Consider the following 25,575-nt stretch of genomic DNA (forward strand, 5'->3'; position numbering starts at 1 on the left):
ACATTCTCCGGGAGAGTGCCATGCTTCCTGATGACGTTCCGCTGGTGACTGGACCGGCTGAAGAGCGTCTGAGCGACCGCCAGCTGGTGGATTATCGAAATCATCGCGAGGATTTTCTCACTTGGCTCTACGCTTTCGGGAAGGATCCCGAGAGCGCAGTGGGCTACAGTGCAGACACGGTACTACGAACGGCATATCGAGTTGATCAGTTCTACCGGTGGGTCTGGGACCAGCGTGGCTACACGAGTAGCCCATCATCCGAGGATGCAGATGCCTACGTCCGAGATCTCGCAATGGGTGAGGAGTCGAACACCCACAAGTCCAACACGCTATCTGCTCTCAAACGGCTGTTCAAGTGGCGAGAGTACGAGCGGGGAGGAGATTCGTGGGAGCCCGAGTTCACGTTTTCACGCAACTCTCCGGCATCCCAACCTCGAGACTACCTCACCCGAGAGGAGCGGAACCAACTCCGAGAAGCTGCTCTGGAATACGGTTCGATCCCCGCCTATAACGATCTCTCGCCGGATGCACGTACCCGTTGGAAGCGATATCTCGCCCAACGCTTCGAGAAGCCCATGGAAGAGGTCGTTCCGGCAGACTGGAGCCGAGCAAACGGATGGAAAATTCCGTCTCTCGTCTGGGTCTCACTCGACTGCGGACTCCGACCTATCGAGGTCGAGCGCGCAACAACCAGCTGGGTAGATACCGAGAATGGTGTACTGCGAATACCGAAGGAGGAATCCAGTAAGAACCGAGATAACTGGACAGTCGGACTAACGGATCGAACCTCCGACTCCCTCCGACGGTGGCTGTCGGAGCGGCAGAATTATTCGGAATATCATGGCAGAGAGGCACTGTGGCTGACCCGCGAAGGAAATCCGTATCGATCTCAGTCACTACGATACGTCCTTCAGCGGATCTGCGAGGAGGGGGACATTGCTACGTCTGATCGCAGCTTGTCATGGTACTCGCTTCGCCACTCTGTGGGGACGTATATGACCAGAGAGGAGGGCTTAGCAGCCGCTCAGGTTCAACTCCGGCACAAGTCCGAGACAACCACCATGAAATACGATCAAGCTCCGGTAGAGGATCGGAAAGACGCCCTAGAGCGGATGGGGTAGTTCAATTTGTAACGGGCCGATACACCGTTACAAATACTAAATTATTTTATATCATCGAGGAATCCGGTCGTGCCTTCCAGACTTGGATCTCTACTATCTGGCAGCTGTTTTTGTAGTCTATCAGCATTTGGGCGAAATTCGCGCCATACATCGGGATATTTCTCCTGCAAGAGTCCGGCAGCATCTTGAGAATATCGCCCCGTGAGGGCATCTGCGATCATTGCTCGCCTGATCGATCTGCGATTTGCTGCGATATCTTTGACTCTATATTCGATTTCATCAAGAATATCCTGAATCCTGTCCTGGAGAGCTGGACCAATCGTTTCACGCTGCCCAAGTCCATCTCCGACGATGATCATTGACCACCGGACGATATCAGCCTCATCCACTCCCAGAGCTTCTGAGAGGTACTTGATGAACCCCTTCTGGTTCCATATTATCCTCCAGGACTTCCTATCGACCTTTCTCCCCCAGTCGACAGCCAATATATCCGTCTCGTTGAAGCGATCATACATCCCCCCTCGTGGGATGTACCCGCTCACTTCGCCAGCTACAATCCTATTCCGGGACAATTGGGAGATCGTATCTTCCCACTCCTCGGAGAGTATCGTAAGGCCATATCGAAGTCCACGCTTCACCGCATGAGCCTCACTCCGGATATTGTACTCCCGTCGGATCGCATCGATAATCTCGATTATTGGGTTATGAACCGCCAGGGTTTGAGGTACAGTCCATTGGTCGAAATCCGAGTCCTCGTCTGGCAATTTCTCTTTGTCTGTCCAATCCTTTGATAGCGACTCTTCCAGAGTCCAGCTCTCCTTCGTTTTCTCTTCGTGAGCTATGCGGAACTCCTCACCGAGTACGTCCTCAATTTTCTCAAGATCCATTGGCACTGTCTATTCTCTCTAATGAGTGAGGTATTCAACCATGAATTTTATGTGGCTAGACAGGCCAAAGCCAGGTGCATCCCCGGGCTTTGGCCCGTTTTCCCTCTGGTTGAACTATTGAGCTACGCGATCATCCGCTGATCATTCTGGTCGAGATGGGTGGCTTCCCAGGCGGTGACAAACATCCCGATTTCGCGGTCAGATAGCTCCTCGAATTCGATCTCGAACTCCTCCCGAATGTCTCTCCCAGCCGCCTCGAAGGCAGTAGAGATCTCGTAGGCTGTTCGTTGATCATCGAGCTCGGTCAACAGATCAATGAGCGCCTGATGGCTCTTGATGAACGAGTGGATGCTCGCTGTCTCAGGCATCTTCCTCCTCCATCATCTCTTCCAGCTCGCTGAACGACCGACTCGGACGCTGTTGGCTACGGTATTTTCGAGACGGGATCAAATTCTGATTTGCGAACTCCAGCGCATCGTTTGCTGCTTCTTGTACGTTGGACTCGATCCCTAGCCAACCAGCGTCATTGTCAGTGAGTGGTTCACTGCTGTCATACAATGCTCCAGTGACACCTTCCTTGTAGATTGAGAGAACCCAGTACGTACCTGAGTTGGAGAAAACTGGGCCGATCTGCAGTTTGTACGACCCAATTCTCTTGGTGTAGGTGCCAAACACCTCAGCCTCATCCATCCTCTCCGCGATTTCTTGGTCGTCAACCTGGACCTCTTGGATTTCTGCCTGTTCTGTCTCGGCAGGCGGACCATCATCAGTAGGAGGCGAGGACTGCTCTCCCTCGTTCCAATCGTCATTTTCGGCTGCCATTGCATCAAGACCAATGGCCCCCATATACATAAGTATTATGACAAATAAGAGAATTTGCAGGATAGGCTTGTACCACCCTAATATGTCGCTGGTGAATTTTCGCTTCAAATCTCTCTACTCCCGCTATCTTGGCTCACTCAAACAGGCTAGCAGGATCGCTGACTCACTAGCTTGGATCACCTAACCCGAATATGGCTAGCCGCTAGCGATACTCGAGGTATCACCATCATCCCCCTTCTCAGGATTTCAGCTCAATGACGGCCATTCCCTATGGAGCCATACTAGTACCTTGTCTAAGTTCTTGCAATGGGCTCAGTGAATGGGTGAATCAATGGCTTCAGAATGGTCATTGGAATGAGTTCGTCAATGGTGATTCGGTGAACCACTAGAGATGTGCAATGGGCCTTGCTCGGCTCTGCAGGAGCATAGGATGCGGAAATGAATTCGAGATTCAACAGTCCTCATATCCCGATATACCAGGAGATCGGTTTTTCGGTAGGTCAGGCCAAGCGAACCCTTGGGGTTGCAAAAAATGGATGCGGCATCGAGCTAAACAAGCGCATTCGGTGCTGTGACACCCGAATACAAGGGTTTCAGAAGCGGGTGTAGTCTCACAATGTTTCCACTGGCAAATTGCACCCGGGAAATATTACTTAAGATAATAAACTTCGCGTCTTGGAGTTCAGCAGACAATTGAAATGCGATCGTATCCTACTCCACGGTGATGGATCAAACCACCCCGAACCAGAAACACATCGAGTCATTCATTGACGATATCGAGGAGCGATATCAGTACGATAAGCTCAAAGATTGCTCACTGGACTATCTCCACGAGCAGAAGTATTTGATCTTGAATGAGTTTGATCGTTTCAAGTCAAGTTTTCCCTCTCGGACTTCCCGTGCTCCAAAGGAATTGCAGACTCTCTGGTCAAGCCACCAAGAGCCTCGAGATCCGCTAACAACGTCGGAGAAACGGCAGCTAGAAGATGCGAAGAAAACAGCTCTACGAGAGATTCACCGAGCTAGGGGGTACCGCAAAGACAAGAAGCGAGAACACCGACTCGATCTTCTCAATTCAGCTTCTGATGTTGCAGCTGCTCTTAGGAGCCTTTCACCTGTTTAGGCACCTCGGCGATCCCACCACAGCATTTGTAATACCCAAGGTAAGCTATGATGTATGATCTCTACTCCACCTTCCTGGCTCCAGCAATGGAGCGAGGTCATTGCGGGAATCGGCACCGTAGTTCTCACAATTTTCCTAGTCCTTCTATACAAACGTCAATCAAGTCAGCTTGAAGCTCAGCACGAGGCAGTTCTCGAAGTGACAGATGTGGAGTGGTACGGTGATAATGCTATTATTTGGTTGTCGAATTTCGGCAATGGAGTTGTCAAGGATCTACGGCTCACCACTCTGGTAAAATCCGATTCAGGTAGCCACCGAAATCATGCTCTTCGAGCAAATGCATTGAAGCGTATCGGTAAAGGAGGAGAATGGACTAACATTATCCGACCTGGAGAAGAGGAGATTCCATTTCATGGCACCTCGCAGATCGGAAAGCATGCGCACAAGGATTGGCCAAGTGATTGGTTAACTTTGAAATTCAGTAATTACGCAAGAAATGAGAAGGGAAGGGGTGCAACAGAATTAAAATATACACATGCAGTCATGGGGTCGGAACTCTCTGGAAACTCTAGCTGGGACCGTATTAATCCAATGACGGAGAGTATCAACCCCCAGGATTTCGGTGCTGATAATTCTTTAGAGAACCTCCCTAGAAAGACATCTCATGGAATGGACGACACGTTCCTGAAGTTTTTCTCAAGGACATCTCTATTATGGGATTGGACGACTTATATCTACGTTAAATCTATTCGGGGATTAAATCGGATTATCCCAATGATCTCCCTAAGGCCACGTGTATTGGATGCATCGGGGACGAGACGGGTGAAGAGGGTTCTTCTCAAAAGAGATCTGAAATATCTGCTCAAGGAGAACAGGGTATCTCAAAGATTTGTTGGCGATAGCTAAGTCATTCTCTTTGATGGATTGGACGAAAACGACCGTAATCGCCCAGCCTGTGCGCAATTGACTTTCTTTATATAGGATGGGACCATGCGCGAATCGAAGGGGTGGGCTGGATCTCCTCTCCGAGTTCTAGGTCATAGCAAGACTATCTCAAGGAGAAATACATAGGTCACAATCTGGCCTAAGAAAATGAAATATCCGCTCTCATTTGCTACTTGGATCAATCCGTAACTCGAGAACCAGAGCCGCATTACACCAAAGAGAACGAGGGTAGTGAAAAACAGCAAAAAGGTAGAGATGAGCATGGCTCCGGAAAAGCGGGCTGCGAGGTAAATCAATACCACATATGAAATTGGCGGGATAATATATCCGAGGAGTGTTTTGAGGATGGCCTTGACCACGATCCATTGCTCCTCAAAAGAAGCCTCTTCGAATGGTCGTGTTTCTATATAATCTCGGAGAGTCTTTTGAACATATACCTCATTGTGATAAACCCGATCAGGAGAAACGTATCTCGACAATGTCGAGAGGTGACTCCCAATTATCTGTCCCCGATGTTTATCCGACATTTCACCAATGACTGACTCTCCTTCCCGAATGATCGTATTGAATAACAGTTCCCAGGAGAGAGCAACAGCGACGATTACCAATATCGTGAGTATCGCTAAAATCGCTGGATGAGGGTCCCATCCTCCCGAATTCGAAATTCCGTATATTATGAGATAGAGCATCGAGATACATGTTGATGGTAATAATAGATAAGTCGTCAATCTGATTTCAGGAGTGTCAACAGACTTCCCTGAAACCACTGCCATTCTGCGAATTAACGTCAATAATAGCGGGAAGATTGCTATGATTTTGATGACGGGGTATATGCTCAAAGAGGGAGAGGGATACGCAGAAACTCCTGCAGCTAACAAGGCTGTAAGCGCAATCTCTGAATCTACACCAGAAATGTCTTCAGAATTCATGGAGGGGTGATTTTCAGATGTATAACTCCGATCTGTCCAGTGCTCGGGTTATCGTCTTCCGGGAGGTATTTAATTCACCTGCCGCTTTTCGCTTCGACAGTTCTCCCTTCTGCACCATGTCCAGAACGGCACAGACTCGATCGTAATTTGATCCCTCGATCAGCTGTCCCTCATCTTTCTCGAACCCGAGCGGAGGCCTGCCATGGTGATACCCGTCCTCCTGCTGTCTTGCAGCGATCCCCTCCTTGGTGTTCATCTGCTTGACCCTGGCCTGCCACTCCGCGAAGGCTCCAAGCATCTGCATCTGTAGGCGGTGCATGGGCCGTTCCTTGCCGTCTCCGAAGGATAGCCCATCCCGAACGAAATGGACTGCAGCGCCGTTGTCTGTGACTCGTGAGACGGTCCGCTCGAGGTCCTGGAGCGATCGGGCCAACCGGGAGATCTCGTGGACCACTACGTGATCAACCTCACCAGCTTCTACGGCCTGCATCAGCTCCTTGTAGCCGGAGCGGGCAGTATCGGTGCCAGTGGACTTGTCACGGTATACGTCGAGGTTCGAGAGAGGCTGGCCAAGATCATTCTCAGCGTAGTCGTGAGTGCTATCAAGTTGGCGTTCGAGATTCTGCTCTTCTGTCGAAACCCGGACGTAGAGGGCTGTAGGCATGGCTACAGGAACTGGGATGGATGGGGAAAAGTGCAGGGTTGGGATACAAATTATCTATATGAGATATATTTGGCGAAAAGGTTATAATTTAATTAATCATTCTTCAGAGAAGGGCGAAAATTCTTCACCAAATGGGTCGTCCGATAGTAGTTCTTCATGCAATTCCTCAGTGAGTGATTCGACATGTTCTTGAAGGCCCTCATATTCCCCAAACTCTGGTTCGAATTCAGTATTTAGTAACTCAATTGTTTCATCGAAGAAATCTTCTACATGAGGCCAATTAGTTTCGATCTCGTTAATCGGGACACAATACGGTTTCTCCAAGTGTCCATAGTGGGCTTCAAAGCCATCTTGGTAATCCTCCTGCATTTCTAGATCGTCTAGCAGGACAACTAATTCCGATTCGCCCTCAACTGTCGAGGTTCGCGGCTGAAGGGGTAGAACATTTTCGTGCTGAACATAATGTCTTAATCCGAGAAGTGTCCGAGAGGACTCCATTCCACGAAAGGTATCCTCAATCTCTGAAATCTCATTGCGATATTCTCGGCCAACTCCGTCCTGAATGGTCTTGTGGACTTCCAATAGCGTGTACAAACCAGACAGGAAGTGGTGCAATCGCCGTTCTACTTCAAATACATAGCCTTGTTCTCGTAATCGCTCGTTTGCATCGTTCGATGGTGCAACGTGGAGACTACCCAGACGCATGAGGTCAGAGAAATCATTATTTAGTGTTGAATATCGCCACTGGAATTTCTTACGAGCTTCCTCAATTTCCCGAGCCTCATGATCCCGTAACCGCGAGAATACATCCGGGGGCTCGTCATCTCCGTTTGAATTTGCCATGGTTGCCCTCCTCGATTAGAAGAAGATAACTGCTGTCCCATATATGCTCTCCCGTGGCCCAAATTATCGAAAGCCGATTTCGTGTTTTACATTTCTTTAGTGAGGATGTGCTGCTTAGTGACGTAGAGGGAAACCCCCCAGTGCACGTTGAGACTCGTGATGAGTCCTATTCTGATAGTTTGATTGACGATATTGACAGTCTGGAACCGGGGAATCTAATTAAGGCCGAGATTCGTAGTGAGTCTGTAGCTCAGAGGGATGGCCTTTGGTTCTTCCTTACGCTGGAAATAATTGAGAGTACTCGATTTCACTTTATTGACGGTGCTGATACTCATCCAACCCTTGTGGACGAGATGAAAGACGCTCTGGAGGATGTAAATAGCAATTCTGCCAGGAAGTCACTTTCATCTGATGGCGAGCGAATCGGTTACCTCACCGTAGCAGAGGGGCAGGGTGGTGATCTTTGGAAAGGGTTGCAGGTGGGTACAAATAGCCATGAGATTGATCTTAACAATCTCTCTAATATAGGTGATGCACCTCATGAAATTGTATATACGAGGTCACCAGATAGCGAATATCTCATATTTTACCATTTCTCAGAGAAGGGCACGGATCTGTGCGAACGTATTCTAGATAACAATCTCTGACCAGCTCACCCACCGGACAAGCCGCTTCCCTAGCCCTATTGTTGATCTCACCTTCCTGCTCAAACTCCCTCAGCTGGTGTCTGGCAGTCTGAATGTGATAGATGGATTCCTCGTCAACCTCTTGCGTTGCGACGACCGTATATGACCTGCTTCGGTGGTATTTCCGAATCCAAGGTGGGGCATCGATTGGTGGTAGGTCCGGGCGTAAATCGTCCCGAAGGTGCGCTCGATCGCCGCGACGTTTTGACGGGTGGTTTGGATCGCATCACCCCCGGATCGGCTTAGAACGCCGTAGGGCCATTCGGTCGAAGTCTTTACCTTTGGAGTCTAACCTCCGGGCCCCGGCGAATTCCAGGAATTGCTTTCGAGGGAGTCAAAGGTTGCATGGAAAACGTCGGCAGGAAAAAGGTTCTGGGAGTCAGAAACCGATTTCACTTTCACTCTCTGGTGAGACACTATTCAATAAGCGATGAATTGTTTGAATGCACTATGGCGTATCGGAGGACTCGCCCATCAGAGTCTGTACGTGTTGACAAGAGGATAAAGGGCGAAGCACTTTGCCGGAACTGTGGAGCTCCTGCTGGTCATATTGGCTGTCGCCGAATCTCAGAAAATCAGGTATTCGATCTTTTGAAAAATGCATACTATGAACTACCTCGGAAGGATCTGATTGGAGAGAAATGGGGCATTAGTATGCAGATTGATCCACCAGGCCACGACTTCCTGAAGGATACTCGGTGGTATCTACCCAAAGGCGAGGATGCGAATTATTGCTATCAGTATCGGGATGGATGGGAGTTGCACATTCGTGAGAATGACAACACTGGTTACGCGTATTCCTTCCACTATGAACCCGGTGAAGAGCTACCAGTAAGACATGTTCTCTCTATGATCGCTAGGGATCATCGGGATATCGAGGAAACATTCGGATTGTATTCACGATACGAAGATCCGGAGAACATCTATCTGTAGTTCTCCACTGATTTATCTCTGTATCAGCATTTCTCGATCACTGTCGCTACGCTCTCATTGGGTTTCCGAAGTCCCTTATCGAACAAGCGACAGGGGGATTTTTCTCCCGTTGAGTCACGTTCGGCGTTATGCCGACTCATCCAGGGATTTATGTAGGTGATCCGCTCAGTCTGCTCTCACGGAGAATGGTCGCTACCGGGAGAACCGCTTGCAGGCACCGTTGTCCTGCGCTTTGCGCAGGGCACGTCGGACCGCAGGTCCGACGGAGGTGTAGTCCGGCCAATCATTTTGGCCTTTCGAGCCGAAGACCTGGGTTCAAATCCCAGACGGTGCATTTTGCGACGAACGGATGTGAGGAGCAAATGCTCCTCGCTGGGATTTGAAGTAGATCAGTCGCAGCCCGGAACGGTGAGCGTAGCGAACCGCATGCCCGGACCGTCTGAGCGTGGTTCAAATCCCAGACGGTGCATCCTGCTGCGAGCAAAACGCGAGCAGCAGGTGCAGCTCAGAAGGGATTTGAGCCCTGGAAGTCTCGCGAGCGAAGCGAGCGAGACGTCGTCAGAGCTTTGCTCTGACGGTAGTCGCAGCCCGGGAGCGCAGTGACCGAAGGGAGCGAGCACCCCGGAACGTCTTCCTCCGGTTCAAATCCCAGACGGTGCATCCTGCTGTGAGCAACTCGCGAGCCGCTTCTCCCAGTGGCAATCACAACTCCTCCAGCCCCGGCTCCCCGCGCCGCCACTGCCACTCCCGATCGAGCATGAATCGCACGGGCCACCCGGCCTCGGGCGTCTCCCAGTCCCGATACTCCTCGATCGGCTCGACGAACGCCTCGGCCGCCTCCGGCGTCTGCTCCTCGACGAGCGTCTCCATCCGATCAGCGATGCCGTTCGGCGTCGCTTCGATTTCCCGTAGCTCCCGCGTCAGCCACTTGTGGTAGGGAAAGAGCGTCCGGTCGTTCGCGAGCAGGAGGCGACCGCCGAAGAGCGCGAGCTGGGTCGCGGCGTAGCTCCGGAGGTAGGGATTCTCGCGGGCAGCGGCCTCGTCGACGAACCAGCGGTAGGCCTGCATCTGGCTGTAGAAGGTCTCGATGCGATCGATCCGTTCGTCCTCGGGGTAGACCGGAATCTCGGCGATCGTCTCCGCGATGGCGGGGTCGCCGGTCCACTCGACAGAGCAGTCGACGAACGCCGACCGGGCAGGTTCGCTCCCGTTCTCGGCCACTTCTTCCAGAAAGGCGTGGGTCACGATCTTCCCGTCGGCGTAGACGCCGTCGCGGTCGCTGACGTCCTCGCGGTAGTACTGGAGGTCCCAGTCGGCGCGGCGACGGTCGTACTCCTCCTCGGTCGCGACGATCACGAAGTCGACGTCGGAGTCGGGTCGTTCCCAGCCGCGAGCGACGGAGCCGCTCAGGACGCACGCGAGGAACTCCTCGCGGTCGCGGACGTCGGCGACGACCGCGTCGGTCGCCTCGCGATGGTGGTCGTGCATTGGCGAGGACTCCTCGGCGGTGCCGCATAGCTCTGTTCGCCACGGGTGCCCTGGCCGGTTCCCGACGATCGGCAGCGGGCGAAACCACTGAGGGGGTGGCGCGCGTCGGTGTCGGTATGGACGCTGCCGATCCGGCACGGACTGCCCCGGCCGGTCGACGCTGCCCGATCGGTTCGGACGCACGCGGAACCGCCGTGCATCGACGCTGATGGACTGGCACGCCAGCCCGCCCGAGGAGTGCACCGACGAACTCGATAGCTCCCCGGAGGGCCTCTCCGAAGCGGACGCTGCGGAGCGTCGCGAGCGGGTCGGTCCGAACGAACTCACGTCCGGCGAGGTCCGCGGCCCGCTCCGGATCTTCCTCTCCCAGTTCGCGAGCGCGCTCATCTGGGTGCTGATCCTCGCGGCGGTACTCTCCGTCGCGATCGGGCACGTCGTCGACGCGGTGCTCATCGCCATCATCCTGCTCGCCAACGGTATCTTCGGGTTCGTCCAGGAGTACCGCGCCGAGCAGAGCCTCGAGGCGTTACAGGACCTCGCGTCGCCGACCGTCACCGTCCGCCGCGGCGGAGCGGAGACCCGGATCGCGGCGACGGAGGTCGTGCCCGGTGACGTCGTCGTGCTCGGTCAGGGCGACGTCGTCCCGGCCGACTGCCGAATCCTCGAGGCGGGATCCCTCGAGGTCGACGAGGCAGCGCTCACCGGCGAGAGCGTCCCCGTCGAGAAGTCCGCCGACCCGGTCGATGCCGACGCGCCTCTCGCCGAGCGATCCTCGATGTGCTACAAGGGCACCAACGTGACCCGCGGCTCGGCGACGGCAGTCGTCGTCGCGACGGGAATGGAGACGCAGGTCGGCGAGATCGCGACGTCGCTGGAGCAGGCCGAGAATCGCCAGACCCCGCTCCAGCAGGACCTCGATCGCCTCGGCAAGCGCCTCGGGCTCGCCGTCGTCGCGCTCTCTGCGACGATCGTCCCGCTCCTCGTCCTCGGTGGCGGCCGTTCGCTCGTCCAGTCCGCGCTGACAGCCGTCTCGCTGGCCGTCGCCGCGGTCCCCGAAGGGCTCCCGGCGGTCGTCACCCTGACGCTCGCGCTCGGGGTGCGGAAGATGGCAGGCGAGGAGGCGCTCGTCCGGACGCTCCCGGCAGTCGAGGCGCTCGGTGCGATCGACGTGGTCTGTACCGACAAGACCGGCACGCTGACCGAGGGCGAGATGCGCGTCCAGGCGGCGTGGGTCTTCGACGAGGCGTACGAGACGGTCGATTCCGGCGACGAGTCCGTCGCCACCAACGGTGACGGGGCCGCCGGTACGACCGCCGAGGCCGCCGGCTCGCTCGCACATGGCGGTGACGAGCGACTCGATCGGCTCCTCGAGATCGGGGCGGTTTGCAACGACGCTACCGAGGAGGACGGCGATCCGACCGAGCGCGCCCTCGTGGCCGCGGCCGAACGCCGGTTCGACGTCGACGAACTCCGGGCGGAACGGCCCCGACGCGACGAACTTCCGTTCTCGTCGGAACGGAAGCTGATGGCCACTATTCACGACGACGCGGTCTTCGTCAAAGGCGCGCCCACGGTCGTGCTGGACGCGTCAACGCGGGTGCTAGGCCCCGACGGACCGGAGCCGCTGGACGACGAGCGTCGCGAGCGGATCCGTGACCAGATCGACGCCTTCGCCGAGGATGCCCTCCGCGTGCTCGGCTTCGCGTACCGGGATCCCCCCGACGCAGCCGTCGATGCAGCTACCAGCGACGGGGCTGAAGCGATGGCCGATCTGGAGTCCGACCTCGTGTTCGTCGGACTCCAGGGTCTGCTCGATCCGCCCCGGCCCGAGGTCGCCGACGCGATTGCCGACACCCAGCGCGCCGGCATCGACGTCAAGGTCATCACCGGCGACAATCCCACGACCGCCAGGGCCATCGCGTCCCAGATCGGGGTCGACTCCGACGTCGTCTCCGGCACCGAGATCGAGAGCATGGACGAGGCCGAACTCCGCGAGTGCGTCCAGACGACCGACGTCTTCGCCAGAGCCGAGCCGACCCACAAGGTTCGAATCCTCCAGGCGCTCCAGGCGGAGGGCCACCGCGTCGCGATGACCGGGGACGGCGTCAACGACGCGCCGGCGCTGAAGAACGCCGACGTTGGCATCGCGATGGGCGTCCGCGGCACCGAGGTCGCCAAGCAGGCCAGCGACGTGGTCCTGCTCGACGATAACTACGCGACGATCCGCAACGCGATCCGGCGGGGCCGGACGATCTTCGACAACGTCTGGAAGTTCGTCGCCTACCTGCTCAGCGCGAACGTCGCGGAGGTCGCCGTCGTCCTGATCGCCTCGCTGTTCGGCTACCTCGTCCTCCCGGCGGTCCAGCTCCTCTGGATCAACCTCCTCACCGACGGCCTCCCTGCCCTCGCGCTCGGCGTCGATCCCGGCGGCGACGTGATGGAGCGCCAGCCGCGGGAGCGCATCCGTGGCATCATCGACGGCCCGATGCTCGAACTCATCGGCGGCGCCGGCGCGATCGCGACGGCGCTCATGCTCGGACTGCTGGCTGTCACGCTCGACGGCGCGAGTTCGATGACCGACTACGCGATGACGATGGTGTTCACCGGGTTCGTCGTCCTCGAGTTCGTGAAGCTCTACGTCGTTCGCTGGGCGCGGGACACGCCGACGCTCTCGAATCCGTACCTCGGGCTCGCAGTGGGGACCTCGCTCGTGCTCCAGCTCGCGATCCTCTACACGCCACTCAGCACCTACTTCGGCACTGTCGCGCTCGACGCTGGCGACTGGGCGTTGCTCGGAGTCGTACTCCTCGTCGGGACGCCCGCAATGCTCGCGGTCGCCTGGCACAGCCGGCGGTCGGCGACGGCCGAGGACGCCGACGCTTCGGACGAGCCTACCCCGGCAATAGGAGATTGATCCCGGTGACGACGAGGCCGGCCAGCCCCATCCGCGCCGCCGAGACGTACCAGCGCTGTCCCGAGATCGAGCCCATGTAGGCCCCGAACACGCTGAGGATCCCGACGCCGAGCGCGACCGAGATCGCACCGGCTTCGACCATCGAGAGCAGGGCGCCTTCGAAGGCGAACGGGGTAAGTGGGATCAGGATCCCGATCGTCGGGCCGAGACCGCTCGCCGTGGCGTGGACCAGCCGTTCGCCACGATGGGACCGTTCGATCCTCGTGTCGTCGAGATCGATGAGCATCGCACGCTCGAGGCGGAGGATCTCCGCTTTCGTCTCGGCACGCTCGATCTCCCACACGCTCCAGAGCGCCGACGTGCCGAGCCCGACCGCTGCGCCGAGCCCGATCTGGATCACGGTCAGCCCGTCGGGGATCCCCGAGAGCACCGCGCCGACGACGATCCCGATGCAGGTGAGCGTGCCGTCGAAGCCGTTGGAGACGAAGTACCGGCGGGAGATCGATCGAACCGCCTCGTCCGCGAGGAGATCGCGCAGGATCTGACGACGGCTCCCAGGCACGCGCTTCACCCGTCCTGTGGCGTCGGCCGTCGTTCGACGACGCGTTCACCGCACGCGACCTGGTCGACGGAGTGAATCGTGCCGCCGAGGTCCTCGATCGTGGCTTCGATCGCCTCGTACTCGAGTCGCTGCCCCTCGACGGCGACCGTCAGATTCTGGACGTCTTCGTCGAGTTCGACGACGGTAGCGGTTGCGCCCCCGACGCCGTCCACCTCCGCGATGCGGTCGGTGAACTCGAGCAACGACGGGTCGTGGGGAATCAACACGTCCAGGACGATCCGCCGAACGTCTGCCATCGTCGGAGACGACGGCCCCGAGCGTCTTAATGCCGGGGGCACTTCCCGCGGTCCGATAGCGTGAGGGATACCGTTCGCGGTCCTCAGAAGAAAAAGAGCGCCTCGCGATCCTCGTCGGTCAGCGGTGCGCCGTACTCCGAGATCTCGACGGCCTCGGCGTGTTCGACGGCGTCGCCAGCGTCCTCGCCGTATCGCTCCCGGAGTTCGTCGCGGAACCGAGCGGCGACGTTCATCTCGGTGTTCTCGACGAGGTGACCGAGGCCGTCGTTCCCCAGCCACTCCCGGCGTGCTTCTTCCCCGTCCGGCACCGAGTCGAGTTCGCCGAACGTGTAGGGGAGCCACTCGTACATCTGCGACTCGTGGCAGTGCAGCGCGTCGACCTTCGTCTCGACGACGTCGCTCACGTCGAGGACGACGTCGGGTTCGAAGGGTGCCGGCTTCTGGAAGTGGTCGGCGACGTAGCCGAAGATCGGGTTCGAATCGAGGGCGTCCGTGTCGGGGCAGACGTTCGGTACGATCAGCGAGTAGGCCGCGTCCCGCAGGAGCTGCGCCGTGTAGCGATGGTCGGGATGGTAGTCGTTGGGTCGCGGGCCGAGCACGATGTCGGGATCGACCTCTCGAATGTATCGAATCAGCTTCCGCCGGTTGTCCAGCGTCGGCTCGAGTTCGCCGTCCGGGAGGTCGAACACGTCGTAGTCGATCCCGAGCGTCCGCGCCACGGCCTTTGTCTCCCGACGGCGTCGGTATGCAAGTTCGGTTCGGCCCATCTCCTGGTGGCCAGCGCTCCCGTCCGTCACGGAGAGGAATGTCACGTCGTGTCCCGCCTCGACGTACTTCGCGGCGATGCCGCCTGCCTTGATCGAGCAGTCGTCGGGGTGGGCACCGACGACGAGCAAGGAGTGGTCGTCGCTCATGGCACTCCCTCGATGCCAGCGGGGGAAACGGTTTGGGTCGCCGGCAAGGAGCGGACCGCTCCCGGTGGCCGGTGCGCGTCTTCGCTGCCGCCGAAACGGCTTCGCTGCCGCCGAAACGTTTTCACTGTCGCTGAAACGGCTTCGCTACCGCTAAACGCGTATTCGACACCGGCGAAATCGTCCTCCCCTCGCGAGTACACGCTCCCACTCCGAACGCTTTTGCGCCAGCCCCTGGCAACCCTGGGTATGGACGTCGACATCGCCGGTGCCCTCTCCGAGCACGCCTCACCGGGCGTCGCTCGCGCCTCGATCGACCGCCTCGACGACCGCGTCGCGGCTGCCCACGAGCGGATCGAGGCAGGTCGTGCCGACGGCGAGCACGGGTACGCCGCGTTGAACCTCCCGGAGCGAACCGATCCCGCCGAGATCACGACCGCCGTCGATCGGATCGCCCGGCCGATCGATACCGTCCTCGTCGCCGGGATCGGCGGCTCCGCGCTCGGCGCCGCGACGCTGGCGAACGCCGTCGAGACGGACGCCGAGGTGGTGACACTGGACAACGTCGATCCCGCTCCCACCCACCGCCTGCTCGACGCCAAGACGCTCGACCGGACCGCACTCGTCGCCGTCTCCCGCTCTGGCACCACGGTGGAGACGCTCGCGAACGTCCAGGTCGTTCGTGGGGCCTTCGAGGACGCTGGCGTCGACTGGACCGACCGAACGCTCGTCGTCACAGGCGATACGGGGCCACTCCGACGACTCGCGGACGAGGCGGCCCTCCCCGCGCTCGCGGTGCCCGAGGGCGTTCCAGGCCGCTTCGGCGCGCTCTCTGCCGTCGGGCTCGCACCGATCGCGCTCGCTGGCGGCGACGTCGAGTCGATCCTCGCTGGAGGTGCTGCGGGTGACGCCGCGCTCGCCGGCAGCCTCTACGAGTGCCCGCCCTACGCCTACGGTGCCGTCTCTTACGCGCTCGCCCAGCGTGGCGCCACCGTCTCGGCGATGATGCCCTACGCCGAGGCGCTGGAGTCCTTCGGCGAGTGGTACGCACAGCTCTGGGCGGAGAGCCTCGGCAAGGACGGCGTCGGCCAGGTCCCACAGCGAGCGCTCGGCGCGACCGACCAGCACTCTCAGCTCCAGTGCTATCGCGACGGTCCCCGATCGACGGTGGTCACCACGGTCCGTCCGCGGGAACGCCCCGATTGCCCGGTCCCCGAGCCCGACGACCCGGACCTCGCCCACCTCCAGGGGACGACCCTCGGTGAGATCGTCGACCTCGAGTGCGCGGCGACGACCGCGAGTCTGACGGCGACCGACCGGCCAGTGGTCCGCGTCGAGATCGATCGCGTCGACGCCCACGGGATCGGCGAACTGCTCTATTGCTTCGAGGCGGCGTGCGTCCTCGCCGGCGAACTGTTCGAGGTCGACGCGTTCGACCAGCCGGCAGTCGAGTGGGGCAAGGACGCGACGCGAGCGCTCCTCCGTGGCGAGGAGACCGAGTCGACGCGAGCGATCGAGGACCGCGAGTCGCTCTGGATCGAGTGAGCACGGTCGCACCTGCCGTCGCTACCGGGTGTTGCCCAGCAGTGATAGCCCAACGTCGCGGTGCGGAGCCCCTTTGTGGCCTGGGTGGCTATATCGGCCTGTGAATTCAGAGGTCGCCACGGATCGTACCGGCACAGCCGCAGACAGTCGATTCCGGGAGGCGGTGCTGTCCTTCGTGCTCGGTGCCAGTGGCTACGTCGGGATTCAGTTGACGGCGCTGGTCCTCGTGGTCGGCGCCATTGGCTTCGCCGGGAGCCTCACCGACATGGAGGCGAACGTCGTCGCTGCGGTCGGGACCGGCGTCGGTGCGGTGTTCTTCGCGCTCGTGTACTTCGAGCACTCCCGGCACGACGCGTCCTTCCTCGACCTCGATCCGCCGGGCCTCCGGGACGTCGGCTACGTCGTGCTCGGCGTCGTCGTCCTCGTCGGGGCCCTGTTCGCCATTTCAATCGTCGCGAACGCGCTGGGCCTCGGCCTGTCGAATCACTCGCTCGCCGACACCGCCGAGTCCGCCGATCCGCTGATCGTCGCCTTGCTCATTCCCGCGTCGATCCTGTTCGTCGGCCCCGGCGAGGAACTCGTCTTCCGAAACGTCGTGCAGAAACGGCTCGGCGAGTCGTTCTCGACGTGGGGCGCGATCGGTCTGGCGAGCGTCGCGTTTGCGGCGATCCACTTCCCGGCCTACGCGACTGGCTCGCTCTCACAGATCCTCGCCTCGCTCGTCGTCGTGTTCACACTCTCGATCCTGCTCGGCTGGCTCTACGTTCGCACGGAGAAGCTCTTCGTCCCGGCGCTCACCCACGGCATCTACAACGCCATCCAGTTCACGATCCTCTACGTGGAGGTCGCTAGCGTGGGGCTCCCGGGCTGAGCGCCCTGGGCCGGCCAACCAACGCACGTGTGGAACCGGAACGTCCCCGGCCAGCACTTTCTCGGCGTGGGCCCGGGGTCGGACGAACGTCTGACAGGGGTTTATTGCCAGTCCCGTGGTATTGGGTGACATCGATGCCCAGGCGGTACTCCGTCGTCTGTGACGACGACCTCGGCGACGCCGTGGAGGCCCTCGCCCGCGAGTACGGCCTGACCGAGCAGGAGGTGCTCCGTCAGCTCGTTCGGCGCGGCCTCGAGACGACCGACGACGGCGGCAACGACGAGCCGTCCGAAGTCCTGGGTCACTGAAGGTCGCAGAACCGTTGCTTCACCGCGACCGGCGTCGTTACGCGTTCGAGGGGTTCTTTCGCGAGAGGCCGCTTCCGCAGATCGGACAGCGATCCTTGTCGTCGTCGAACTCGCGGCCACAGCCCTGGCACTGGAACAGCCACTCGCGCTGTTCCTCGATGCCGTCGTGCGCGATGACCTCGACGGCGACGCCGAGCCTGTCCGCGACGTTCTGCATCGCGTAGTCGTCGGTCACGAGGGTGCCGTCGAGTTCGAAGGTCGCGCCGACGAGCCGAACGTCCGTCTCGGAGAGCTCCTCGAAGTCGCCGAGGTCCCGGGCGGCCCGCTCGACCTTCTCGACGGTCTCCTGGCTCGGGATGTGAATGTGCATCCCCGAGCCTTCCATCGCGTCGAAGCGATAGGCACTCTCGTCTTCGAGCTCCTCGCGAACGAGGGGAATCGTCGCCGTCTGCTCTTCGGTGTGGTACTCGCGGATGAACGCCGAGGAATCGAGAACGTACATTCGAGCAGAAACCGAGTTCAGCGTTCGACGACGATGTAGTCGCGCACGGACTGCACGCGTCCGACCGGGACGAGGTAGTGGCCGTCTTCGTCGATCTTGAACTCGAAGTCGGGGCCGTCCTCCAGCGGCGAGACGACGAGGTCTCGGAGCTGGCCGGACTCCAGATCCACCGTCACGTTGTAGAGCGAGCCGATCTCCGCTCCGTCGGTTCCCATCACCGCTTTCTCCGAGAGGCTCTCGGCGAGCACGTCTGTCATACCCAGTCGTTCCCCCCAGGGGACCGTGAATCTTACTCCCGAGTAGGGAGCCCGAGGCGACGACGTAGCGGGCGTTCGCCTGTCGAAAAAGCGGAGCGTTTCTGCCCGGCGATCCGGGCCGATTACGCGGTCTGCTCGCCGACTTCGACGACCCCGTCGAGGGTGCGGGTCGGGTAGGGGATGTCGATCCCTTCCTCGTCGAAGCGCTCCTTGACGGACTGGACGTACTCGCCGCGGATGCCGACGAAGTCCGCTCGCGAGGGGTTCTCGATCCAGATCCGTGACGTGAGGCCGACGTACGAGTCGCCGAGTTCCGTGAGTCGGACCGAGGGCGCGGGATCGTCCATGATGCCATCGTGCGCCTCCGCTTCCTCGACGACGATCTCCGTGGCAGCGTCGACGTCGTCGCCGTAGCCGATGCCGAACGTGAACTGCAGTCGGAGCTTGTCCTTCGCGACCGGATTCTTCAGGACGCCGTTGGTCAACTCGGAGTTGGCGACCGTCAGGAGTTCGTTGTCGAAAGTTCGCACCCGCGTCACGCGGAGGCTAATGTCCTCGACGACGCCGGAGTGGTCGCCCCACTCGATCCAGTCGCCGATGCGGAACGGCTTCTCGCTGAAGATGAAGATGCCGGAGACGAAGTTCTTGATCACGTCCTGCATGGCGAACCCGACGGCGAGGGTCGCGGCCGCTGCGATGACCGCAAGCGAGGAGAGGAAGTTGCCGTACCCCGCTGCGCCGAACGCGATCGCGATCGCGGCGAAGAGGACCACGAACCAGACGACCTTGAGCAACGGCTTGCTCGCGTGCTCGTCGAGCCCTCGACGTGCGAACAGTCGTCGGGCGATCGGCAACACGGTCGCACGGCCGATCACGTAGAGGCCAACGAGGACGCCCACGAAGATCAGCAGGCTGGAGAGGGTGTCGATCGTCCCCAGCGCGAGGTCGGTGTTGTCCTCGAGGAACCGCTCGACCGGCCCGAGTCCCTGCAGTGGTATCATCGGTGCAGCACCGCCGTGTTGCCCCGCGTCTCGATCAGGTCCGCGCTGGTCGCCTCGGCGAGGTCCTCGGCGAGGTCCTCGACGGTCGTTCCCCCGCGTGCGGCGCGAAGGAACTTCACTTTCACCAGGTCGCGAGCGGCGAGCTGGTCGTTGCACTCGTCGATCACCGGTTCGATTCCGCCCTTCCCGACCCACACGGTCACGTCCAGGTCGTGAGCCTCGGCCCGGAGATCAGCGTCTGTCACGCCCGAGAAAACGGACCTGTGCGGTTTACCTGTTGTGGGTTCGGCCGCTACGTGGGGTTGTCACCACGCACAGACGGGCGCCCAGTTCGACGGCCTCAGCGCGATCGAGTATCGCTCAGTCGTACGGATACCGAGCGATCTCGCCACAGTCACAGGTCACTACCACGTGCCCGTCCTGGGTCCGCACCCTGGCGTTCGTCCCCGGGATCAGGTACGCGTCACACCGGTCACACGTCCTACGTCGAAACTCCTTCGGGAGGGTGAGTCGCTGTCGCTGCGCGAGCTGGCGCGCGGTCCGCACGTACGACCTCCCTCGCTCGACGTCGCCGTCTGCCGTCGCGTCGGCAGCCAGGGCCGCCAGCCGTTGGATTCGCTCCACCGCAATGGCGTTGCTCATGGCCGGAACGGGGGGAGTGGGGGGATGTCGGGGCGGAACAGGTTGGTCCAAGAGATGTCCTGTAGTGCCCCAGTGGATACTATCGCGACAACACCACTAAAATTTTTCTCCAATTCGCCGCGGGAATAGTGCACGCCCCTAGTCGTCCTCGAGAGCGTCGGCGATCCGCTGGAGCTGACGGGTAGCGTCCCGCACCTCGTCGCGAAGCTGGCGAACCTCTCGGGTCAACTCTTCGTTGCCGGCGGATTCGCCCCCCGGGCCCCCGGGCCCGCCGCCCATGCCGCCGGGGCCGCCGCCTCCGCCCATCATGCCGCCCATCATCTGTGCGAAGGGGTTGCCGCCACCGCCCATGCCGCCGGGGCCGCCGCCTCCGCCCATCATTTCTTCCATGCGCTCGCGGCGCTCGTCGTCGCCCTCTTCGGCACGCTGTTCGCGAATCTCCTCGACGCGCTCGCGGAACGACGTCTCCTCGCTGGAGTCCTCGCTCTCGTTCTCGACGCCCTCCTCGTCGTGCTCCTCGGAGTCGTCTGCCATGTGCGCGGGTTCCCCGCCCGCAGGAAAAAGGGTTTCCGTCCGTTCACACGCCGGCCCAACGCATCGCTTTTCCCCGTCGCTGGCGTCTCACCCGCCGTGGACTCCCTCGAAGCCGAACTCGAACGTGCCCGCGACCTCGACGTGGCGGTCCTCGCCGACGCGATAGAGTCCATCGGCTTCGAGTGCACGCGCTGTGGTGGCTGCTGCAAGGGTGAGACCGACGAGCCCCACACGGCGACGGTGTTCCCCGACGAGGTACGGCGACTCCAGGCGAGCGCGGTGGCGGCTGACGGCGACGACGTCGATGACGACGACGGTGACCAGACCGAGTACGACTGGCGTGACGTCGCGCGCCCGATGCCGTATGGCCTCACAGACGGCCCGGACGGACTCGAGGGAGAGACCTTCGAGTGGGCGCTCCAGACCGACGCCTGCGGGGACTGCCGGTTTTACGAGGAGCCTTCGGATGCGTCCGGTGCCGCTGGGCAGGATCGATCCGACGACGAACGCGGTGCGGACCAGCCCGGCAACGGGTACTGCACCGTCCACGAGGACCGCCCGCTCATCTGCGAAACCTATCCGTTCAGCGTCGCGCTCGGTGGGACGAGCCAGCCTATGGGCGAGGCCGTCGACGCGGAGGGGATCGTCCGCGCCCACGAGTGTGAAGGGCTCGGGCGGGACATCGCCCGAACCGACGCCGAGGAGCTCGCGATGGCGCTCCGGGAGCGAGCCATCCGGGAACTCGAGGAGGCAATCGCGGTGCGCGACGCGTACGAGCCGATGCCGGCCGGTCCCGGCGAGATCGTCGTCCACGATTCTGAGGGGCCAAAGCGTTCGGACGGTACGTCATTTGAATGATCACTGAATCCAGTGAAACGTCGACAGAATTTTAGTCGACGCCGCCAAGAGCGCGAATGGAGATCTACTGTGCAAATCTCTGAAAAGCTATTGTGTCTGTTCAGCGCGGAGATCGAATCTGACGGCGACCGCTACGTCGTCGAAGTACCGAAGCGAGAACTCGAAACCGGCTCGATCGAGGACGGTGAGACGTACCGCGTCGCCCTCATCGCCGGCGACGAGGACGAGTCACCGGCTGCACGAGACAGCAGTGCGCCTGCGGCCGACGTGGCCTCGGATCAGCCCCAGCCGCCGGTGGAGGTCGGCGAGACGCGCTACGTCGAGATCGAAGACATCGGCAAGCAGGGCGACGGTATCGCCCGCGTCGAGCGCGGCTACGTGATCATCGTGCCGGGCGCGGAAGTCGGCGAGCGCGTGAAGGTCGAGGTCAGCGAGGTCAAGTCGAACTTCGCCGTCGGCGAGATCATCGAGGCCTGAAGCGCCGCTCACGAGCCGCGGTTTGCCGGTCGCGATCGGCTACTTCAGTCGTTCCTGCAGGAATGACGGGTGGGCGGCCGTCACGCCGTCGATGGTCAGAATCTCCTCGCTTATCACGTCACCCAGTTCGTCCCCGTCGCCGGCGCGGACTTCCGCCATCAGCATGTGGTCGCCACTGGAGGTGTACAGCGCCTCGATCTCTTCGAGTTCCTGGAGCCGTCGCGTCGCCTCGACGTAGCGCTCGCTCTCGACGTCCATTCCCACGAGCGCGATCGACTGTCCGGAGAGCTTCTTGGGGTCGATCTCCGCGGAGTAGCCGACGATGACGCCTTCGGATTCGAGCTGGTCGATGTACTTGCGCACCGTCGGCTTCGAGACGTCCGCACGTTCCGCAATCTCGCCGTAGGAGGCTTTCGCGTCGGTCTCCAGGACAGAGAGAATTCGGTCCCGCGTCGACTCGCTACTCATCACAACATGTGTTGGCGCTGCAGCAAAAATATCTTTTCGAATGCGAAATCCGTCGCGTGCCGGCTGCTGCGTCGCTGGCAATGCAGCGACGAAACCGCAAAACTGACCGCGGGGAGCGTCGTGGCTCCGCCGATCTACTTGTGGCGGTCGAGCAGGTCGTAACTGCGCTTCCACTCCGCGTCGTCGTCGAAGTACCGCTCGACGACGGGTTCTTCCGGCATCTCGCCGATCGCCTGCTTCTCCTCGCTGTAGGACGGACGATCGTCCTTGTAGAAGCGGCCGGTGAGGACGGTCCCCTCGTAGAGGGCGGATTCCGTCTCGTACATCATCTCGGCTGCTTCCTGGCGGTCGGTGACGTCGAAGTCGTAATCGTCGGAGTCCTGGACGTCCACGTAGGGGACGTACTGCTTGGCGTCCTTGTTCCAGGTGGGACACTGGGTCAGGAAGTCGACGTGCGCGAAGCCGTCGTGTTCGATCGCCTCGATGAGGATCTCCTTCGCCTGGTTCGGGTTGACGGCTGCCGTCCGGGCGACGTAGGACGCTCCGGACGTCAGCGAGAGGCTGAGGGGTCGGAGCGGCGACTTCGCCGAGCCGTGAGGCTGGGTCTTGGACTTGTGGCCCTTCGGGCTCGTCGGCGAGGTCTGGCCCTTCGTGAGGCCGAAGACCTCGTTGTTGAACACGATGTACGTGATGTCGTGGTTCTCCCGGGCGGTGTGGATGAAGTGGTTCCCACCGATGCCGTAGCCGTCGCCGTCACCGCCGGCCGCGATCACTTCGAGGCCGGGGTTGGCGAGCTTCGCGGCCCGTGCGACGGGCAGCGAGCGGCCGTGGATCGTGTGGAACCCGTAGCTGTCGAGGTAGCTGTTGAGCTTGCCGGAACAGCCGATACCGGTACACAGTAGCGTCTCCTCGGGCGTCCTGCCGACCTCGGGCAGTGCCTGTTTCAGCGCTTTGAGGACCGAGAAGTCACCACAGCCCGGACACCAGGTGGGCTGGGGCTCGATCCCCGGCGTGAACTCGTCGCTTTCGATCTCCCGTTCTTGGCCGATGGCGTTGAATGCACTCATGGTTAGTCACCCGCTGCAGGCTGGATGGTGGTGTTCGTTCCGGGCGTGTCGCCCTCGCCGTCCTGCTGGGCGTGGTACCCCTCGACGACCTCCGCGGGCTCGAAGGGGTTGCCGTTGTACTTCAGCAGGCTGGTGAGCTTCGGACCGAAGCGGCCCAGCTCCTTCTGGATCAGCCCGCGGAACTGCGCGGTCGCGTTCATCTCGACGACCATCGCCTCGTCGACGCTCTCGAGGAACGCTGCGATGTCCTCGGCCGGCAGCGGCATCATCTCGCTGACGGAGAGCGTCTTGACGTCGTGGCCAGCCTCGTTGAGCCGGTCTGTCGCCTCGAGGACCGTGCCCTGGGAGCTGCCCCAGGTGAGGATCCCGAAGTCGGCGTCTTCGGGGCCGCGCGTGGTCTGGTTGCTCTCCTCGTCGAGTTCCTCGCGGATCGACTCGAGTTTCTGCATCCGGCGGTCCATCTGCGCGACCCGGTTCTCCGGGTCCTCGCTGATGTGACCGGCCATGTTGTGCTCGTTCCCGGTCGCGAGGTAGTGCCCTCCCTTCTGGCCGGGCAGCGAGCGCGGGCTCACGCCCTTCTCCGTCTCGTGCAGGAAGCGATTGAACTTCCCGGAGGGGTCGTGGGCCGCCTCGGCGATCTCCTCCTCGGTGAGGACCGCGCCCGGATCGGGGTCGGGCTGGCGATCGAAGAAGGACTCCGGCACGTTCCGGTTCTCACCGGAGAGCTTCTGGTCGATGATGACCATCACCGGGATCTGGTAGTCGTAGGCGATCTGGAACGCGGTGCGGGTCTGCTCGTAGCACTCTTTGATGTTCCCGGGCGCGAACACGACGCGGTTGGAGTCGCCCTGGCTCGTGTAGAGGATGTGCTCGAGGTCGCCCTGCTCGGGCTTGGTCGGCATCCCGGTGGACGGTCCGGCGCGCATCGCCTCGATGAGGACGAGCGGCGTCTCGGTCATCTCCGCGAGCCCGAGGGGCTCGCTCATGAGCGCGAAGCCACCGCCGGAGGATCCGGACATGGACTTCACGCCCGCGTGAGAGGCGCCGACGGCGAGCGCGGCCGCCGCGATCTCGTCTTCGACCTGCTCGGAGATCCCGCCGAAGTCGGGCAGGTTCTGGGACATGATCGTGAACACGTCCGTCCACGGCGTCATCGGGTAGCCGGCGATGAAGCGACAGCCAGCGTCCAGTGCGCCGTAGGCGACGCCGTTGGACCCCGAGAGCAGGACCTGCTCCTCCTCGTTGGTCCCCGTCGGGACCTCGAGGTCGTGGGTGTGTTCGAACTCCTCCTTGACGTGGTCGTGGGCAGTCTCGAGGATTTCGAGGTTCTGTTCGAGGATGTCGCCGCTCATGGCGTCCTCCATCAGGTTCTCGACCTCGTCGAGGTCCATGTCGAGGAGCGCGGCGGTCGCACCGACGCCCGCCGTGTTGCGCATGACCTCGCGACCGACCTCGCGGGCCATCCCGCGGAGGTCGATCGGGTAGACGTGCCAGCCTTCCTCCTCGGCACGTTCGTTGAGGTCCTCGACGTCGTCCTCGTCGAGCAGCCCCTCGTCGTAGACGATGATGCCGCCCTCTCGGAGTTCGTCGAGGTTCTCCTTCAGCGGCTTGACCTCCTCGTTGCCGTAGTAGGCGTCCTCGTCGGGATTCCGGGCGAACGAGTCGCCGAGTGCGAGCAGGAAGTTGTAGCCGTCGCCCCGCGAGGCTACCTCCTCGTCCGCTGCCCGGATCTCGACGTACGTGTGGCCGCCCCGGATCCGCGACGGATAGTGCCGGTGCGTGAACACGTTCAGCCCCGAGCGCATCAGCGCTTTCGCGAAGTTCTGACTCGTCGAGTCGATCCCGTCCCCGGAACCCCCTGCGACGCGCCAGATGAGTTCGTCGTCAGTCATAGGTTTGTGTCACGGCCGCGTGGGCCCGT

At 60.7% G+C, this 25,575-nt stretch carries 29 protein-coding genes and 1 tRNA gene; 11 read left to right on the top strand and 19 right to left on the bottom strand.

Features of this window, described 5'->3' with window-relative positions:
• The first annotated feature begins 20 nt into the window (after positions 1 to 20).
• Complete coding sequence (locus L593_RS15420; RefSeq protein ID WP_020447460.1) at positions 21 to 1,121, top strand: site-specific integrase; 1,101 nt, start codon at positions 21 to 23, stop codon at positions 1,119 to 1,121.
• Positions 1,122 to 1,162: 41 nt separating this feature from the next.
• Here the strand turns inward: L593_RS15420 and L593_RS13145 are convergent, their stop codons facing one another.
• The 3 genes from L593_RS13145 to L593_RS13155 all read right to left on the bottom strand — a co-directional run bounded on the left by L593_RS13145 (position 1,163) and on the right by L593_RS13155 (position 2,830).
• Positions 1,163 to 2,008: a hypothetical protein gene (locus tag L593_RS13145; protein WP_020447461.1), complete on the bottom strand. Its 846-nt coding sequence runs from the start codon at positions 2,006 to 2,008 to the stop codon at positions 1,163 to 1,165.
• 122 nt (positions 2,009 to 2,130) lie between these two features.
• Entirely contained in the window at positions 2,131 to 2,376 is a 246-nt protein-coding gene (locus L593_RS13150; protein ID WP_020447462.1) for a hypothetical protein, read from the bottom strand.
• Positions 2,369 to 2,830: a hypothetical protein gene (locus tag L593_RS13155; protein WP_144060766.1), complete on the bottom strand. Its 462-nt coding sequence runs from the start codon at positions 2,828 to 2,830 to the stop codon at positions 2,369 to 2,371. The genes L593_RS13150 and L593_RS13155 overlap by 8 nt, the downstream gene beginning before the upstream one ends.
• Positions 2,831 to 4,007: 1,177 nt before the next feature.
• Between L593_RS13155 and L593_RS15710 the strand changes: the two genes are divergently transcribed.
• The gene (locus L593_RS15710; protein ID WP_144060767.1) at positions 4,008 to 4,859 is read left to right on the top strand and encodes a hypothetical protein; all 852 of its coding nucleotides are present in this window, start codon (positions 4,008 to 4,010) and stop codon (positions 4,857 to 4,859) included.
• 131 nt (positions 4,860 to 4,990) lie between these two features.
• Here L593_RS15710 and L593_RS15715 read toward each other — a convergent pair whose 3' ends face one another.
• The 3 genes from L593_RS15715 to L593_RS15720 all read right to left on the bottom strand — a co-directional run bounded on the left by L593_RS15715 (position 4,991) and on the right by L593_RS15720 (position 7,334).
• Positions 4,991 to 5,827, bottom strand: coding sequence for a hypothetical protein (locus tag L593_RS15715; RefSeq protein WP_144060768.1), 837 nt, complete (start codon positions 5,825 to 5,827; stop codon positions 4,991 to 4,993).
• 13 nt (positions 5,828 to 5,840) lie between these two features.
• Positions 5,841 to 6,491, bottom strand: a complete 651-nt coding sequence (locus L593_RS13165; protein WP_020447464.1) for a recombinase family protein — start codon at positions 6,489 to 6,491, stop codon at positions 5,841 to 5,843.
• Between the two features lie 96 nt (positions 6,492 to 6,587).
• Positions 6,588 to 7,334: a hypothetical protein gene (locus tag L593_RS15720; protein ID WP_144060769.1), complete on the bottom strand. Its 747-nt coding sequence runs from the start codon at positions 7,332 to 7,334 to the stop codon at positions 6,588 to 6,590.
• 107 nt (positions 7,335 to 7,441) lie between these two features.
• Here L593_RS15720 and L593_RS15725 point away from each other — a divergent pair, with 107 nt between their 5' ends.
• From L593_RS15725 to L593_RS13170, 3 genes are all read left to right on the top strand, one after another.
• On the top strand, positions 7,442 to 7,981 hold the full coding sequence (locus L593_RS15725; protein WP_144060770.1) for a hypothetical protein: 540 nt from the start codon (positions 7,442 to 7,444) through the stop codon (positions 7,979 to 7,981).
• A 384-nt stretch (positions 7,982 to 8,365) separates the two neighbouring features.
• Complete coding sequence (locus tag L593_RS15730) at positions 8,366 to 8,953, top strand: hypothetical protein (RefSeq protein ID WP_144060771.1); 588 nt, start codon at positions 8,366 to 8,368, stop codon at positions 8,951 to 8,953.
• A 267-nt stretch (positions 8,954 to 9,220) separates the two neighbouring features.
• Positions 9,221 to 9,287, top strand: a tRNA-Glu gene (locus L593_RS13170).
• Positions 9,288 to 9,655: 368 nt separating this feature from the next.
• Here the strand turns inward: L593_RS13170 and L593_RS13175 are convergent.
• A complete protein-coding gene (locus L593_RS13175) occupies positions 9,656 to 10,441 on the bottom strand; it encodes a nucleotidyltransferase domain-containing protein (protein ID WP_020447465.1) in 786 nt (261 codons plus the stop codon).
• A gap of 208 nt (positions 10,442 to 10,649) precedes the next feature.
• On the opposite strand from L593_RS13175, the gene L593_RS13180 reads away from it, so the two are divergent.
• Entirely contained in the window at positions 10,650 to 13,355 is a 2,706-nt protein-coding gene (locus tag L593_RS13180; protein WP_020447466.1) for a cation-transporting P-type ATPase, read from the top strand.
• Here the strand turns inward: L593_RS13180 and L593_RS13185 are convergent.
• The 3 genes from L593_RS13185 to L593_RS13195 form a co-directional block, all read right to left on the bottom strand.
• Entirely contained in the window at positions 13,333 to 13,917 is a 585-nt protein-coding gene (locus L593_RS13185) for a VIT1/CCC1 transporter family protein (RefSeq protein WP_049894511.1), read from the bottom strand. The two genes, L593_RS13180 and L593_RS13185, sit on opposite strands and share 23 nt — an antisense overlap.
• A 5-nt stretch (positions 13,918 to 13,922) precedes the next feature.
• Positions 13,923 to 14,213, bottom strand: coding sequence for a DUF211 domain-containing protein (locus L593_RS13190; protein WP_020447468.1), 291 nt, complete (start codon positions 14,211 to 14,213; stop codon positions 13,923 to 13,925).
• An 83-nt stretch (positions 14,214 to 14,296) separates the two neighbouring features.
• The gene (locus L593_RS13195; RefSeq protein ID WP_020447469.1) at positions 14,297 to 15,127 is read right to left on the bottom strand and encodes a PIG-L deacetylase family protein; all 831 of its coding nucleotides are present in this window, start codon (positions 15,125 to 15,127) and stop codon (positions 14,297 to 14,299) included.
• A gap of 246 nt (positions 15,128 to 15,373) precedes the next feature.
• On the opposite strand from L593_RS13195, the gene L593_RS13200 reads away from it, so the two are divergent.
• From L593_RS13200 to L593_RS15735, 3 genes are all read left to right on the top strand, one after another.
• A complete protein-coding gene (locus L593_RS13200) occupies positions 15,374 to 16,669 on the top strand; it encodes a hypothetical protein (protein ID WP_020447470.1) in 1,296 nt (431 codons plus the stop codon).
• 100 nt (positions 16,670 to 16,769) lie between these two features.
• Entirely contained in the window at positions 16,770 to 17,540 is a 771-nt protein-coding gene (locus L593_RS13205) for a CPBP family intramembrane glutamic endopeptidase (protein ID WP_020447471.1), read from the top strand.
• A 134-nt stretch (positions 17,541 to 17,674) separates the two neighbouring features.
• Positions 17,675 to 17,848 carry a CopG family transcriptional regulator gene (locus L593_RS15735; protein WP_020447472.1) on the top strand — a complete coding sequence of 58 codons (174 nt, stop codon included), beginning with the start codon at positions 17,675 to 17,677 and terminating at the stop codon, positions 17,846 to 17,848.
• Between the two features lie 37 nt (positions 17,849 to 17,885).
• Here L593_RS15735 and L593_RS13210 read toward each other — a convergent pair whose 3' ends face one another.
• From L593_RS13210 to L593_RS13235, 6 genes are all read right to left on the bottom strand, one after another.
• Positions 17,886 to 18,350, bottom strand: coding sequence for an NOB1 family endonuclease (locus L593_RS13210; RefSeq protein ID WP_020447473.1), 465 nt, complete (start codon positions 18,348 to 18,350; stop codon positions 17,886 to 17,888).
• Positions 18,351 to 18,367: 17 nt separating this feature from the next.
• On the bottom strand, positions 18,368 to 18,607 hold the full coding sequence (locus L593_RS13215; protein WP_020447474.1) for a PRC-barrel domain-containing protein: 240 nt from the start codon (positions 18,605 to 18,607) through the stop codon (positions 18,368 to 18,370).
• A gap of 122 nt (positions 18,608 to 18,729) precedes the next feature.
• Positions 18,730 to 19,608: a mechanosensitive ion channel family protein gene (locus L593_RS13220; RefSeq protein ID WP_020447475.1), complete on the bottom strand. Its 879-nt coding sequence runs from the start codon at positions 19,606 to 19,608 to the stop codon at positions 18,730 to 18,732.
• A complete protein-coding gene (locus L593_RS13225) occupies positions 19,605 to 19,853 on the bottom strand; it encodes a YhbY family RNA-binding protein (RefSeq protein WP_020447476.1) in 249 nt (82 codons plus the stop codon). The genes L593_RS13220 and L593_RS13225 overlap by 4 nt, the downstream gene beginning before the upstream one ends.
• 115 nt (positions 19,854 to 19,968) lie before the next feature.
• The gene (locus L593_RS13230; RefSeq protein WP_020447477.1) at positions 19,969 to 20,250 is read right to left on the bottom strand and encodes a ribonuclease P protein component 4; all 282 of its coding nucleotides are present in this window, start codon (positions 20,248 to 20,250) and stop codon (positions 19,969 to 19,971) included.
• Between the two features lie 138 nt (positions 20,251 to 20,388).
• The gene (locus tag L593_RS13235; RefSeq protein ID WP_020447478.1) at positions 20,389 to 20,784 is read right to left on the bottom strand and encodes a hypothetical protein; all 396 of its coding nucleotides are present in this window, start codon (positions 20,782 to 20,784) and stop codon (positions 20,389 to 20,391) included.
• Positions 20,785 to 20,880: 96 nt separating this feature from the next.
• Here L593_RS13235 and L593_RS13240 point away from each other — a divergent pair, with 96 nt between their 5' ends.
• Positions 20,881 to 21,642 (top strand): YkgJ family cysteine cluster protein, encoded by a 762-nt coding sequence (locus L593_RS13240; protein WP_020447479.1) that lies wholly within the window; start codon positions 20,881 to 20,883, stop codon positions 21,640 to 21,642.
• Between the two features lie 69 nt (positions 21,643 to 21,711).
• Entirely contained in the window at positions 21,712 to 22,119 is a 408-nt protein-coding gene (locus tag L593_RS13245) for a TRAM domain-containing protein (RefSeq protein ID WP_020447480.1), read from the top strand.
• 39 nt (positions 22,120 to 22,158) lie between these two features.
• On the opposite strand, the gene lrpA1 is transcribed toward L593_RS13245, so the two are convergent.
• The 3 genes from lrpA1 to L593_RS13260 all read right to left on the bottom strand — a co-directional run bounded on the left by lrpA1 (position 22,159) and on the right by L593_RS13260 (position 25,546).
• Positions 22,159 to 22,587, bottom strand: coding sequence for an HTH-type transcriptional regulator LrpA1 (gene lrpA1 / locus L593_RS13250; protein WP_020447481.1), 429 nt, complete (start codon positions 22,585 to 22,587; stop codon positions 22,159 to 22,161).
• A gap of 134 nt (positions 22,588 to 22,721) precedes the next feature.
• The gene (locus L593_RS13255; RefSeq protein WP_020447482.1) at positions 22,722 to 23,654 is read right to left on the bottom strand and encodes a thiamine pyrophosphate-dependent enzyme; all 933 of its coding nucleotides are present in this window, start codon (positions 23,652 to 23,654) and stop codon (positions 22,722 to 22,724) included.
• A 2-nt stretch (positions 23,655 to 23,656) separates the two neighbouring features.
• A complete protein-coding gene (locus tag L593_RS13260; RefSeq protein ID WP_020447483.1) occupies positions 23,657 to 25,546 on the bottom strand; it encodes a 2-oxoacid:acceptor oxidoreductase subunit alpha in 1,890 nt (629 codons plus the stop codon).
• Positions 25,547 to 25,575: the final 29 nt, after the last annotated feature.

The sequence above is a fragment of the Salinarchaeum sp. Harcht-Bsk1 genome (genome assembly GCF_000403645.1).
Lineage (GTDB): Archaea > Halobacteriota > Halobacteria > Halobacteriales > Salinarchaeaceae > Salinarchaeum.